Source organism: Luteibacter sp., from assembly GCF_036500425.1.
Lineage (GTDB): Bacteria > Pseudomonadota > Gammaproteobacteria > Xanthomonadales > Rhodanobacteraceae > Luteibacter.
Map to the genome: position 1 here is coordinate 1 of NZ_DASYCB010000070.1, position 13,196 is coordinate 13,196.

The following is a 13,196-nucleotide window of genomic DNA, read 5'->3' on the forward strand; positions in this document are numbered from 1 at the left end:
CAGCAAGACCCATCGCGCGCAAGCGCGCTCCTACAAAGGTAGTCGCAGTTATTCTTGCGCCTAGCGATGTAAACGTTTCGCTGTCAGTCTCGGGTTTGCTGCCGTCCCCACGCGCACCTTTCCGGAGAACCCGTGAGCATCCCCGTTCCTTCCCGCATGCGTCCATGCGTTCTGTTCCTGGGCGTCATGTTCGCCATCGCCGCAACCTCGCAAGCCGCTGACGCGCCGCAGGCGAGCCTGCCCGGCATGGCGCCCTCCAACGTGCAGCTGGCTTCGCCCGCAATCGAGAAGAAGGTCGATGCGCTGCTCGCGCGTATGACACTGCAAGAGAAGATCGGCCAGTTGGTGCAATACGGCGCCACCGGTGCGTCTGACACCGCAGCGGGTGATAGCGCCATCGCGTTGAATCCGGAAACGCGCACGGCCGTCGATGCGCTGTCCCTGGCTCGCAAGGGTGAGCTTGGCTCGATGCTCAACGTCACCGGCGCGGCACGTACCCGTCGTTTCCAGGAAGCGGCCCTGAAAAGCCGGCTTGGGATTCCCCTGCTGTTCGGTGCCGACATCATCCACGGCTATCGCACGATCTATCCGGTGCCGCTAGGTCTTTCCGCGACCTGGGATCCGCAGCTGGTCCAGGACCTTTCCCGTATGTCCGCCACGGAGGCCACCACGGCAGGCGTGAAGTGGTTCTATTCCCCCATGGTGGATATCTCGCGCGATGCGCGCTGGGGCCGCTCCACCGAAGGTGCCGGTGAGGATGCTTACCTCGGTGCCGCCATGGCGCGTGCTTATATCCGTGGCTACCAGGGCGACAGCCTCGCCGACCCGCAGAGCGTCGCTGCTTCGGTAAAGCATTTCGCAGCGTACGGTGCCGCCGAAGCCGGGCGGGAATACAACACGACTGATATGTCGGATATCCGCCTTCGCCAGGTTTACCTGCCACCTTACCGCGCAGCGGTAGACGCGGGCGCGGCCACCATGATGAGTGCTTTCAATGCGCTCAATGGCGTACCGGCAACGGCAAACTCCTACCTGATGACCGATATCCTGCGTAAGGAATGGGGTTTCGATGGTTTCGTCGTGAGCGATTTCACCGCTGTCATGGAGCTGACCCATCACGGCATCGCACTGGATGCCGCCACGGCGACGAAGAAAGCGCTGGAGGCGGGTGTCGAGGTGGACATGATGAGCCATTACTACGACACACAGATTCCGGTGTTACTGAAGGAGGGCAAGCTCTCGCAAGCTACCGTGGACGAGGCCGTGCGTCGCGTGCTTCGGGTGAAATTCGCGCTGGGCTTGTTCGAGCAACCGTATGCACGCGCGACGGAAGTCACCGAAGCGGTTGATGCGCATCGACCGTTGGTCAGGCGCGCCGCCGAGGAATCGTTCGTACTGTTAAAAAACGGCGGCCGTGACAGCGCTCCCGTGCTCCCCCTGCAGGCCTCGGTGAAAAAGCTCGCCTTGATCGGTCCACTCGCTGACGATGCGAGTGAAATGCAGGGCGCATGGGGTGGTGCGCAGCACGTGCCCGATGTGGTCACGCTGCGCGATGGCCTCGCGGAGCGCATGAGAGCGCAAGGCGGCGAACTGGTTTACGCGCATGGCACGGATGTCGAGACCGACTCAGAGGCCGGTTTTGCGGAGGCCTTGAATGCTGCCGCGGCGTCCGATGTCGTCGTGATGGCGCTGGGCGAATCCTCGCGCATGAGTGGTGAGGCAGGCTCGCGTGCCCATCTGGACCTCCCCGGCAACCAGCAGAAGCTGCTCGCGCGGGTCACGGCGCTGGGCAAGCCGGTGGTACTGCTCGTTTTCTCTGGCCGCCCACTCGTGCTCGACTGGGCCGACAAGCACGTGCCGGCGATCATGGCGGTCTGGTTCCCGGGTACCGAGGCGGGGCATGCCGTAGCCAATGTGCTATTCGGCGATGTGGCGCCCAGTGGGAAGCTAACGATGAGTTTCCCGCGCGCGGTAGGTCAGGAACCGCTTTATTACAACCAGTTCGCCACCGGCCGGCCGCCCGGTAACGCCGATCTCACCCAGCCACCGGGCCGCGACACCAGCTTTATCTCGCGCTACATCGATGTCGCCAACGACGCGCTGTATCCGTTTGGTCATGGCCTTTCTTACACCACGTTTGGCTATTCGGACGTACAGGTTTCACGTGCGAGCGTCCCGCTGGCCGAGGCCAACCGGGCGGGGGCAGTCAACCTCGTTACGGTGACGGCCACGGTGAAGAACACCGGTGAGCGCGCAGGTACCGAAGTGGTGCAGTTGTACGTACGTAACCTGGGGGCCAGCGTGACGCAGCCGGTACGAAGCCTCCAGGGTTTCCAGCGCATCGCCCTGAAGGCGGGCGAGTCGAAGCAGGTGACCTTCCAGCTCGGTTTCCCTGAACTCTCGTTCTGGAATGCGAAGAGCCAGGAAGTCGTCGAGCCGACGCAGTACACGGTATGGGTGGGCGGCAGCTCCGCGGCAAATCAGCAGGCGGCGTTCACGGTCGCGCCATAACGGCGGGGCACCCACACCCCGGGTGCCGTACCATACGGGCATGGCTGATAAACCGAACGATTTCATCGAGCAGTACCAGGCCTTCGTCCGCCAGGGCGTCGAGACCTGGGCCAAGCAATTCGACCCAAAAGCGGAGCCGGCCGAGGCGCAGGCCGCCGACATCATGGGGCGTCTGTTCGCCGGCCTTGGCGGCTACGGCGACTGGATGCGCGCGTTCACGTCGGGCGAGCCGCCTGCTTCGCCGTTCGCCCACGGCACACCGCCCTTCGGCCAGGCGGGCCCGGCGCCAGGCATGCCGCCGTTCGGCTACGGCCCACCGCCCGGCGCCCAGCCGGGTTCGGAAGGGTTCGATGAATGGGCACGGGTAGCGCGTGAAGCCCTGTCCATGCCGGGCCTGGGACTGAACCGCGAGCAGCAGGAAGAGCAGCAGGCCTTGCTGGTCGCCTGGATCGATTACGCCCAGCAATTCGCGCGCTATCAATCGCTGATCCAGCGCGTGCAGGATCGTGCTGGCGACACCTTGCGTTCGCAGGGCATGCCCGCCGATGCCGGTAGCCTGCGCGCGGTGTACGACCGCTGGGTGAATCTCTCGGAAGAGAGCTACGCCGATGCGGCGATGTCGGAAGAATTTCGCGAAGTGTATGCCTCGCTGGTTAACGCGCAGATGCGCCTGAAGGTACTGCAGCAACGGCAGGTAGAGCGGTTTGCCGTGCAGGCTGGCATGCCGACGCGTCGCGAGGTGGATAGCCTCGGTGAGCGCTTGCAGGCGGTGCGGCGCGAGTTGCGGCAGATGCAGGGTCTCGCCGTTGAGGTTGAGGCGTTGCGTGCGGAAGTTACGGCGTTGCGCGGTGGGAAGCATCCTGTGGAGGCCTCGCGAAAAGATGTCGCGGCCAAGGCCGCTCCTACAAAGGGCGCGAAGGTTGCGGTGAAGAAGGTGGTCGCTAAGAAGGCGGCGCCGACGAAGGCGGGTGCGAAGGGTTCGGTGAAGGGTAGGGCGCGATGAGCGCGAATCCATTCTCATTCGATCCGGAACGTGTGCGCGAGGAGGTCGAGGCGTTCCGCCGCAAGGTGGAAACGGGCATGGAGACGCTGAAAAACGTGGGACCGATCGAACTCGGCGCCACGCCGCGCGAGGCGATCTACACCGAAGACAAGCTGACGCTGTGGCGCTTCAAGGGCACGAAGAAGCCGACGGCGAAGGCGCCTTTGCTGATCTGCTACGCGCTGGTGAATACCCCGTGGATGGTCGACCTGCAGGAAGACCGCTCCATGGTGCGCAACCTGCTTGAGCAGGGTGAGGATGTCTACCTGATCGACTGGGGTTACCCAGACGGTGCCGATCGCTGGCTCACGCTGGAGGATTACATCGAGGGCTACCTGGATCGTTGCGTCGATGTCATCCGCCACCGCCATGCCCTAACTGCGATCAACCTGCTTGGCATCTGCCAGGGCGGTGTCTTTTCGCTTTGCTATACCGCGCTGCACGGCGACAAGGTCAAGAACCTGATCACCATGGTCACGCCGGTGGATTTCCACACGCCCGACAACATGCTTTCGCACTGGGTGCGCAACGTGGATATCGATCTGTTCGTCGACACCATCGGCAACATCCCGGCCGACCTGATGAACTTCGCCTACCTCACGTTGAAGCCGTTGCGCCTGAACCAGCAGAAGTACGTGGCCATGGTCGATATCCTGGATAACCCGAAGGAAGTGGAAAACTTCCTGCGCATGGAAAAGTGGATCTTCGATTCGCCCGACCAGGCCGGTGAAACGTTCCGCCAGTTCGCCCGTGATTTCTTCCAGAAGAACCTGTTGATCAAGGGCAAGGCCACCGTGGGTGGCCGCACGATTGACCTCGGTACGATCACCCAGCCGGTGCTGAACGTCTACGCCGAGCAGGATCACCTGGTGCCGCCCGCCGCCTCCATTCCGCTAAAGGACGCTGTCGGTAGCAAGGACTACACCGCGCTGCCATTCCCCGGCGGCCACATCGGTATCTATGTTTCGGGCCGCGCCCAGAAACTCGTGCCGCCGGCCATCCACGACTGGCTCGCAAAGCGATAACCCCTGTAGGAGCGCGCTTGCGCGCGATCCGGGGGTACGACGAGCACCCATCGCGCGCAAGCGCGCTCCTACAGGGGCCACAGGAGCGGCTGAACCGGGTCCTGCTCCATCGCGCGCAAGCGCGCCCCTACATGGGATAATCGCAGGATGAACATGACGACCTCCCACGACTCCATTCGCGCCGTGCAATGGCTCGGCGATCGCCTCCGCCTGCTCGACCAGCGCCGCTTGCCGGCGGAAGAAATCTGGTTCGATAGCGTGAACTCGGAGGATGTCACGCGGGCTATTCGCGACCTGGCTGTGCGTGGCGCGCCGGCGATTGGCATCGCGGCGGCGTGGGGCGTGGTGCTGGCTGCCAAGGGGGGCGAAGACCTGCCCAAGGCCATGGCCACCTTGCGTGCGGCGCGGCCGACGGCGGTGAACCTGATGTGGGCATTGGATCGCATGAAAGCGCGCGTCGACGCAGGCGCCGATGCGGCTGCGCTCGAAGCCGAAGCCCAGGCGATCCAGGACGAAGATCTCGCCGCCAACCGCCACATGGGCGAACTCGGCGCAGCGTTGATCGAAGCCGGCTCGCACGTCATGACCCATTGCAACACTGGCTCGCTCGCGACCGCAGGCTATGGCACCGCGCTGGGCGTGATCCGCGCGGGCGTGGAAGCCGGCCGCATCGAACAGGTGTTCGCCGGCGAAACCCGCCCCTGGCAGCAGGGTGCGCGTCTCACCATGTGGGAACTTGTCCGCGACGGCATCCCCGCCAAGCTCATCGCCGATTCCGCCGCGTCGCACCTCATGAAGGACGGCAAGGTGAAGTGGGTGATCGTCGGTGCCGACCGCATCGCCGCCAATGGCGATACCGCCAACAAGATCGGCACCTACCAGCTGGCCATCGCCGCGCGCCACCATGGCGTCAAGTTCATGGTCGTCGCGCCGTCCACCACGGTGGACATGGCCACGGCCAGCGGCGACGACATCGAGATCGAATTGCGCGACGCCACCGAGCTGCTTTCGGTCAGCGGTACCCGCACGGTCATCGAGGGCGCCGAGGCCTGGAATCCCGTTTTCGATGTCACCCCGGCCGACCTGATCGACGCCATCGTGACCGAGCGCGGCGTGATCCTTAAGCCCGATGAAGAGCAGATGCGGATCATGTTTCCGTGATCGCCAAAACACCCCTGTAACCCATTGAATTTACAGCTTTTTTAGCTGTCATTTCGACACCCGTTGTGTTATCATCGACGGGTTGAGCCGACCGTGGCGCCCGTAGGGCGAAACTCAGGGTCGGCGGGGGCACTCACACGGACACCCAGGAAGCCGATTGATGGCAGAACTCGCCAAAGAAGTCATCCGCGTCAACATCGAAGACGAGATGCGCCAGAGCTATCTCGACTACGCGATGAGCGTCATCGTCGGGCGTGCACTGCCCGATGTACGCGATGGCCTGAAGCCCGTGCACCGCCGCGTCCTGTTCGCCATGAACGAACTGGGCAACTCGTGGAACAAGGCTTACAAGAAGTCCGCGCGCGTCGTCGGTGACGTCATCGGTAAATACCACCCGCACGGCGATGCGTCGGTTTACGACACCATCGTCCGCATGGCCCAGCCCTTCTCGCTGCGCTACATGCTGGTCGATGGCCAGGGTAACTTCGGTTCGGTCGATGGCGACAACGCCGCGGCCATGCGATACACCGAAGTGCGCATGGCGAAGCTCACCCACGAGCTGCTCGCCGATATCGACAAGGAAACGGTCGATTTCGGGCCGAACTACGACGAAAGCGAAAGCGAGCCGCTGGTCCTGCCGACCCGCGTGCCGAACCTGCTCGTCAACGGTTCCGCGGGCATCGCGGTGGGCATGGCCACCAACATCCCGCCACACAACATGACCGAGGTCATCAACGCCGTGCTGGCGTTGATCGAAGAACCCTCGCTCGGCGTCGATGAGCTCATGACGCATATCCCCGGTCCGGATTTCCCGACCGCGGGCATCATCAACGGCTCGTCGGGCATCGTCGAGGCGTACCGCACCGGCCGTGGCCGCATCCTGGTTCGCGCGCGCGCCGAGATCGAAACCGAGGCCAATGGTCGCGAGACGATCATCGTCCACGAGCTGCCGTACCAGGTGAACAAGGCTCGCCTGATCGAAAAGATCGCCGAGCTGGTCAAGGAAAAGAAGCTCGAAGGTATCAGCGAGCTGCGTGACGAGTCCGATAAGGACGGCATGCGCGTGGTGATCGAGATCCGCCGCGATGCCATGGGCGATGTCGTGCTGAACAACCTGTTCCAGCAGACCCAGCTGCAGGTCACCTTCGGCATCAATATGGTGGCCCTGCTCGATGGCCAGCCGAAGCTGCTGAACCTCAAGGACATCCTTGAGGCGTTCATCCGCCACCGCCGCGAAGTCGTTACCCGTCGTACCATCTTCGAACTGCGCAAGGCGCGTTCGCGGGCGCATATCCTCGAAGGCCTGACGGTCGCGCTCGCCAACATCGAAGAGATGATCGAGCTGATCCGCACCTCGTCGTCCTCGCAGCAAGCCCGCGAGCGCATGGTGGCGCGTCGCTGGGAGCCGGGCATGGTCCAGGCCCTGCTTTCCGCCGCCGGTGCCGAAGCCTCGCGCCCGGAAGACATGGATCCGCGCGATGGCCTGCGCGCCGATGGTTACCAGCTGTCGGAGATCCAGGCGACCGAAATCCTGCAGATGCGCCTGCACCGCCTCACCGGCCTGGAGCAGGACAAGCTCAGCGACGAATACCGCGAGATCCTCGAGACCATCCGTGGTCTCATCGAGATCCTGGAAAACCCGGCTGTCCTGCTCGAAGTCATCCGTGGCGAGCTGGAGCAGATCCGCTCGGATTACGGCGACAAGCGCCGTACCGAGATCCAGCATTCGCAGGAAGACCTGAACGTCCTCGACCTCATCGCGCCGGAAGACGTGGTGCTCACGCTGTCGCACACGGGCTACGTGAAGCGGCAGGCGGCCAGCCTGTACCGCGCGCAGAAGCGTGGCGGCAAGGGTCGTTCCGCCTCGGCGTTGAAGGACGAAGATGTCGTGCAGCAGCTGTGGGTGGTGAACACCCACGACACACTGCTTACCTTTACCAGCACCGGTCGCGTTTACTGGCTCAAGGTGTACCAGATGCCGGAAGCCGGCCCGGGTGCGCGTGGTAAGCCCATCGTGAACCTCCTACCGCTGGGTGAGGGTGAGAAGGTCCAGGCCGTGCTGCCGATTCGCGATTACGACCCGAATTGCTTCGTGTTTTTCGCCACCCGCAAGGGCACGGTCAAGAAGACGCCGCTCACCGAGTTCGCGTTCCAGCTGCAGAAGGGCAAGGCCGCCATCAACCTCGACGAGGGCGATGCGCTGGTCGACGTGGCCATGACCAACGGCGAGAGCGATGTGCTGCTGTTCGCTTCGAACGGCAAGGTCGTGCGCTTCGACGAGAACAAGGTGCGCTCCATGGGCCGCACCGCCACCGGTGTGCGCGGCATGCTGCTGGCCGACGACGCCACGGTGGTGTCGCTCATCGTCGCCCACGGCGAGGGTGACATCCTCACCGCTACCGCCCGCGGCTTCGGCAAGCGCACCGTACTGGAAGATTTCCCGAAGAAGGGTCGCGGCACGCAGGGTGTCATCGGCATCCAGTGCTCCGAACGCAATGGCAACCTGGTCGCCGCCACGCAGGTCACGGAGACCCAGCAGCTCATGCTGATCTCCGACCAGGGCACGCTCGTGCGTACCCGCGTCTCGGAAGTGGCCCAGGTGGGTCGCAATACCCAGGGTGTCACGCTGATCAAGCTGCCGAAGGACGAGACCCTGATCGGTATCGTCCGCCTTGAAGCTGAGGAGGAATCCGAGGTGGAAGGCGAAGGCGAGGTCACGCCGGGCGAAACCCCGAACGGTGAAGCGGCGGCCGACATGCCGCCGATCGAATCCGGTCCGGTCGACGGCGAATAAGCAAAACAAAAACCCGCCTAACGGCGGGTTTTTTTTCACCTGTAGGAGCGCGCTTGCGCGCGATGGGTGCTTGCGACATCCGCGAATCGCGCGCAAGCGCGCTCCTACAAGGGTAAAGGTAGCTCAGCCATCAATGGCTTCGAGCATCGCTTCGGCGGACGAAACCCGGAATTCACCCGGTGCTTCAATGTTGAGCACCTTCACCACACCCTCTTCGAGATACATGGCGAAGCGCTTGGCGCGGATGCCCATGCCGTTCTTGGTGCCGTCGAGCTCAAGGCCGAGCGCCTTGGTGAAGGCGGCGTTGCCATCGGCCAGCAGGTGCAGGTTCTCGGGGATACCGCGTTCCTTGCCCCAGGCGTCCATGACGAACGCGTCGTTGACCGACACGCAGAATACCTTCACGCCGCGCTGCTCGAATTCCTCCATGTGCGAGATGTAACCCGGAAGGTGCTTGTTGGAGCAGGTGGGCGTGAAGGCGCCAGGCACGGCGAAGAGCACGACCTTGCCAGTGCCCATCAGGTCCAGTGTGGAGGCGGTCTGGATGCCTTCCTGGAAGTAGGTGACGGTGGATTCGGGGATACGGTCGCCAACAGCAATGGTCATGGGGCCTGCCTCGTGGTGGGAATTCCCCAAGTCTAAATGTAGGAGCGCGCTCGCGCGCGATGGGGGCGTGACGTAGACCTGATCGCGCGCAAGCGCGCTCCTACAAGGAGCTGGCGATAGGGGCCTTGAATCACGGCGGAGGGATCATATGTTTGTTCCCAGACGGCCGCGGGGCCGAAAAACCTTATTGGAGTCAGACAGATGAACCAGGTTCGTCATGTAGCGTTTCGCCGTGCGCCGGTGTTTGGGAATGAACTGCGCCATGTGTTCGACCACTTCTTCGCGGGCGAAGCCGCTGCGCCGGTCGCCGCCAGCGAAAACGCCTGGGCGCCACGCGTCGATATCCGGGAAGAAGCCGGCCGCTTCCTGATCCTGGCCGATGTCCCGGGCGTGGCCCTGGATAGCATCGAGATCCAGATGGAAAAGAACGTCCTGTCGGTCAAGGGCGAGCGTGCGGCTTACGCCAGCGAGACCGAAGGCAAGTACGCTCGGGTCGAGCGCGTGGCAGGTGCGTTCAAGCGTAGCTTCACGCTGCCGGAAAGCGCGGATGCCGAGGGCATCACCGCCTCGGGCGCCAACGGCGTGCTGGAAATCAGCATCCCGAAGAAGGCCCAGAGCGCACCGCGTCGTATCACGGTCAACGCAGCGGGCTGATTCGGTCTAAGCTTGGCTATCTGGCCCGCGGTGGATTGGTCCACCGCGGGCCTTTTCCTTTTCACTTATCGACACATGCCCGGCGGGAGAGCCTGTGGAGTTCAAGGATTACTACGAGATTCTTGGGGTAAAACCCGAAGCGACCGATGCCGAGATCAAGGCGGCGTATCGGAAGCTGGCGCGCAAGTACCACCCGGACAAGAACAAGGAAGCGGGTGCGGAAGAGAAGTTCAAGGCCATTAACGAGGCCAATGAGGCCTTGAAGGATCCCGAGAAGCGCCGTCAGTACGACCAGTTCCGCGCGGGTGGCTACCGGCAGGGCGAGCAGTTCCGCCCGCCGCCGGGTTGGGGCCAGGGCGGCGGTGGCGGTTTCGATTTCGGCGACATGGGTGGCGGAGCGGGACGCGGCGACTTCAGCGACTTCTTCGAAAGCCTGTTCGGTGGTGGCGGTGCGCGTGGGCGTTCGCAGCAGGCGCAGGCGCGCCGTGGGCGTGATATCAACGCCAAGATCGATACCGACCTGCAGACGGCCTTCAACGGCGGCAAGACCCGCGTCGTACTGAATGATTCGTCGGGCGGTGAGCGTGTGCTCGAGGTGAAGATCCCGGCCGGCATCAGTAGTGGCCAAACGATCCGTCTGGGCGGGCAGGGCCATCCTGGCAGCGGTGGAGGCCCCTCGGGTGACCTGCTGCTGGAGATCAACATTCGCGACGACGCACGGTTCCGGCTTGATGGCCGCACCGTGACGCATACCTTGCCGATTTCGCCGTGGGAAGCCGCGCTGGGCGCCACGGTGGCCGTACCGACCCTGGGTGGGGCGGTGGATCTGCGCATCCCGGCAGGCACGCAATCGGGGCGCAAGCTACGCCTGAAGGGCCGTGGCCTGCCCGGCAGCGAGCCGGGCGATCAGATCGTGGTACTGGAAATCCGCGTCCCCGTGCCGGAAACGCATGAAGAACAAGCGGCTTACGCCGAATTCAAAGACGCGTTCAAGGATTTCGACCCGCGCCGTTGAAGGCGAGCTCTTGTAGGAGCGCGCTTGCGCGCGATGGGTGGTGCGGCAACCCCGTCGCGCGCAAGCGCGCTCCTACAGGGGGTTCGCGATTCAGGCGGGCAGGTGGGTCTTCAGTGCCTTGACCAGCTCTTCTTCCTTGATCGGCTTGACCACGTAGTCCTTCGCGCCCTGGCGCAGACCCCACACCTTGTCGGTGTCCTGGTCCTTCGTGGTCACCAGGATGATCGGGATGTGCTTGGTGGTTTCTTCCTTGCTGATCGTGCGCGTGGCCTGGAACCCGTTGAGGTTCGGCATGACCACGTCCATCAGGATCAGGTCCGGCAGCTCGCGCTTGGCGGCTTCGACGCCGGCGGCACCGTCTTCGGCCGTGAGTGCCTCATGGCCCAGTTTCTCGACGATGCGCTTGATGCCCAGGAGCTGCGACGGCGAATCGTCGACGATCAGGATACGAGCCATTAAGTGATTCCCCCGGGCGTTGCCCGATTATTTTGCTTTGAAGCGGCCATGGTCCGGTGGCCGCCGCGTGTCTTCCGGCGACGTTAAACCGTCGCGCGTGTGGCCATTGGCGATGGCCCATTCTACTGGCCCTCCGCCTTGTATCAATGGTGAAAAGACCTAAACCTGCCTGAGCAGGCACTTAGCCGGTGATCCTGACCACGGTTCGGCCAAACGAACCCCCGGAAAGCATGGTCTCGAAGACGCTGGCGACGTCCTCCAGTGCCACTTCCTTCGTGCAGATCGTGTCCAGATGGCGTGGTTTCCAGTCACTCGCCAGGCGGCGCCACACCTCGTCGCGGATATCCCGGGCGGTGCCGGCCGAGGCCACGCCCAGGACGCTCACGCCGCGGATGATGAAGGGCATGACTGTGGTGGGCAGCTCCGGGCTGCCGGCGAGGCCGCAGATCGCGGCGTTGCCGTACGGGGCGATCTGCGGCAGGAAGCCGGCGAGCATGCTGCCGCCGACGTTATCGAGCATGCCGCCGTACTTTGCCGAGTCCATGGGCTTGCCGCTGAAGGCGAGGTGGTGGCGGTCGATGCATTCGACCGCGCCAATACCGCGCAGGAACTCGAAATGATCCGGTTTGCCGCTGACCGCATGCACCTGAAAACCGGCGCGCGTGAATATATCGACACCCAGCATGCCGACGCCGCCCGTGGCACCGGTGATGGCGATCGGACCCATGTCGGGGTGCTGGCGGTTATCCAGCATGCGGAGCAGGGCCAGGGCGGCGGTAAAGCCGGCGGTGCCCAGGATCATCGCCTCGCGGGTGCTCAGCGAGGGGGGCAGGGGAATCGTGAGCGCGGCGGGCAGGCGGGTGTATTCGCCGTAGCCGCCATCGCGCGTTTCCGAAAGGCCGCTGCCCGTGGCCAGGACCTTATCGCCTTCACGAAACGCTGGGTCGGTGGAGGCCACCACCGTGCCGGCGACGTCGATGCCACCGTTGAGTGGGTACTGGCGGAGGATCTTGCCCTTGCCGGTGCCGGCCAGGGCGTCCTTGTAGTTGACCGAGGAGTATTCGGCTTTGACCAGGACTTCGCCTGGCGAAAGCGCGTCGGTGTCCATGCGGGTAATGCCGGCGTTGTAGCCGCTGGCGTCGTTGTTAATCCGAAACGCCTTCATGGGTGGCATGGGCGGCTTCTCCTGCACGTTTGTTGTGTTGAGGGTTCGCGCGCAAGCGCGCTCCTACAGGGTCGCGTCGTGGGCTCCCACGGTGTTTTATACGGACTCTTTCGTGATCCATTTGGGGGCGTACGTGGATTCGTAGGTTTTCATCCAGTCGAATACCGCGTCGATGCTGTCGCCAAACCAGACCTGTTCGCGCTGCACCTGCTTCACGAAGCCCTCGGCGACCATGTGGTCCATGCTGGCGGAGAGGCCCTTGTAGAAGCCGAGCACGTCGAGGAAGGCGCAGGGGTAGGTGTGCAGGCCTAACTGGGCCCAGGTGAGCATTTCGAACATCTCATCCATGGTGCCGAAGCCGCCGGGCAGGGCGACGAAGGCATCGGAGAGCTCGTACATGCGCGTCTTGCGCTCGTGCATGGTCTCGACGACATGCAGTTCGGAAAGGCCGGTGTGGGCCACTTCCTTCTCGACAAGCTGGCGCGGGATCACGCCGATGACACGGCCGCCCGCGGCGACCACCGCATCGGCCACGGTACCCATGAGGCCGACCTTGCCGCCGCCGTAGACGAGGGCGATGTTTTCTTGCGCAAGGCGAGTGCCGAATGCCTTCGCCGCTTCGGTGTATTCCGGCCGGCTACCGCTGCTCGAGCCGCAGTAAACACAAAGGGCTTTGATATCACGCATGGTCTTGATCTCCGATGTACTTGTAGGAGCGCGCTTGCGCGCGATGGATCTTGCGGCAAGCACATCGCGCGCAAGCGCGC

Annotated in this window: 11 protein-coding genes; 7 read left to right on the plus strand and 4 right to left on the minus strand. The window is 63.7% G+C overall.

Annotated elements, in window-relative coordinates; genetic code table 11:
- Window positions 1-132 precede the first annotated feature (132 nt).
- From VGN46_RS17135 to gyrA, 5 genes are all read left to right on the plus strand, one after another.
- A complete protein-coding gene (locus tag VGN46_RS17135; protein WP_331645430.1) occupies window positions 133-2,511 on the plus strand; it encodes a glycoside hydrolase family 3 N-terminal domain-containing protein in 2,379 nt (792 codons plus the stop codon).
- Window positions 2,512-2,551: 40 nt separating this feature from the next.
- Window positions 2,552-3,514 (plus strand): poly(R)-hydroxyalkanoic acid synthase subunit PhaE, encoded by a 963-nt coding sequence (locus VGN46_RS17140; protein WP_331645432.1) that lies wholly within the window; start codon window positions 2,552-2,554, stop codon window positions 3,512-3,514.
- Window positions 3,511-4,578 carry a class III poly(R)-hydroxyalkanoic acid synthase subunit PhaC gene (locus tag VGN46_RS17145; RefSeq protein ID WP_331645434.1) on the plus strand — a complete coding sequence of 356 codons (1,068 nt, stop codon included), beginning with the start codon at window positions 3,511-3,513 and terminating at the stop codon, window positions 4,576-4,578. The genes VGN46_RS17140 and VGN46_RS17145 overlap by 4 nt, the downstream gene beginning before the upstream one ends.
- Window positions 4,579-4,731: 153 nt before the next feature.
- The gene (mtnA, locus tag VGN46_RS17150; RefSeq protein ID WP_414675268.1) at window positions 4,732-5,739 is read left to right on the plus strand and encodes an S-methyl-5-thioribose-1-phosphate isomerase; all 1,008 of its coding nucleotides are present in this window, start codon (window positions 4,732-4,734) and stop codon (window positions 5,737-5,739) included.
- Window positions 5,740-5,899: 160 nt separating this feature from the next.
- The gene (gyrA, locus tag VGN46_RS17155; protein WP_331645438.1) at window positions 5,900-8,533 is read left to right on the plus strand and encodes a DNA gyrase subunit A; all 2,634 of its coding nucleotides are present in this window, start codon (window positions 5,900-5,902) and stop codon (window positions 8,531-8,533) included.
- A 123-nt stretch (window positions 8,534-8,656) separates the two neighbouring features.
- On the opposite strand, the gene VGN46_RS17160 is transcribed toward gyrA, so the two are convergent.
- Window positions 8,657-9,139, minus strand: a complete 483-nt coding sequence (locus VGN46_RS17160) for a peroxiredoxin (protein ID WP_331645440.1) — start codon at window positions 9,137-9,139, stop codon at window positions 8,657-8,659.
- 201 nt (window positions 9,140-9,340) lie between these two features.
- On the opposite strand from VGN46_RS17160, the gene VGN46_RS17165 reads away from it, so the two are divergent.
- Both VGN46_RS17165 and VGN46_RS17170 read left to right on the plus strand, forming a co-directional pair.
- Window positions 9,341-9,793, plus strand: a complete 453-nt coding sequence (locus tag VGN46_RS17165; protein WP_331645441.1) for an Hsp20/alpha crystallin family protein — start codon at window positions 9,341-9,343, stop codon at window positions 9,791-9,793.
- Between the two features lie 94 nt (window positions 9,794-9,887).
- Window positions 9,888-10,808 (plus strand): DnaJ C-terminal domain-containing protein, encoded by a 921-nt coding sequence (locus tag VGN46_RS17170; protein ID WP_331645443.1) that lies wholly within the window; start codon window positions 9,888-9,890, stop codon window positions 10,806-10,808.
- Window positions 10,809-10,898: 90 nt separating this feature from the next.
- On the opposite strand, the gene pilH is transcribed toward VGN46_RS17170, so the two are convergent.
- From pilH to VGN46_RS17185, 3 genes are all read right to left on the minus strand, one after another.
- Window positions 10,899-11,264: a twitching motility response regulator PilH gene (gene pilH, locus VGN46_RS17175; RefSeq protein ID WP_247427790.1), complete on the minus strand. Its 366-nt coding sequence runs from the start codon at window positions 11,262-11,264 to the stop codon at window positions 10,899-10,901.
- 181 nt (window positions 11,265-11,445) lie between these two features.
- Window positions 11,446-12,438, minus strand: a complete 993-nt coding sequence (locus tag VGN46_RS17180; protein ID WP_331645448.1) for a YhdH/YhfP family quinone oxidoreductase — start codon at window positions 12,436-12,438, stop codon at window positions 11,446-11,448.
- A gap of 87 nt (window positions 12,439-12,525) precedes the next feature.
- On the minus strand, window positions 12,526-13,107 hold the full coding sequence (locus tag VGN46_RS17185) for a TIGR00730 family Rossman fold protein (protein ID WP_331645450.1): 582 nt from the start codon (window positions 13,105-13,107) through the stop codon (window positions 12,526-12,528).
- Window positions 13,108-13,196 lie beyond the last annotated feature (89 nt).

Bases quoted from the DNA above. Each gene is read 5' to 3' on its own strand.
- VGN46_RS17140 (WP_331645432.1), top strand. From the start codon at position 2,552: ATGGCTGATAAACCGAACGATTTCATCGAGCAGTACCAGGCCTTCGTC.
- VGN46_RS17145 (WP_331645434.1), top strand. From the start codon at position 3,511: ATGAGCGCGAATCCATTCTCATTCGATCCGGAACGTGTGCGCGAGGAG.
- mtnA (WP_414675268.1), top strand. From the start codon at position 4,732: ATGACGACCTCCCACGACTCCATTCGCGCCGTGCAATGGCTCGGCGAT.
- gyrA (WP_331645438.1), top strand. From the start codon at position 5,900: ATGGCAGAACTCGCCAAAGAAGTCATCCGCGTCAACATCGAAGACGAG.
- VGN46_RS17160 (WP_331645440.1), bottom strand. From the start codon at position 9,139: ATGACCATTGCTGTTGGCGACCGTATCCCCGAATCCACCGTCACCTAC.
- VGN46_RS17165 (WP_331645441.1), top strand. From the start codon at position 9,341: ATGAACCAGGTTCGTCATGTAGCGTTTCGCCGTGCGCCGGTGTTTGGG.
- pilH (WP_247427790.1), bottom strand. From the start codon at position 11,264: ATGGCTCGTATCCTGATCGTCGACGATTCGCCGTCGCAGCTCCTGGGC.
- VGN46_RS17180 (WP_331645448.1), bottom strand. From the start codon at position 12,438: ATGCCACCCATGAAGGCGTTTCGGATTAACAACGACGCCAGCGGCTAC.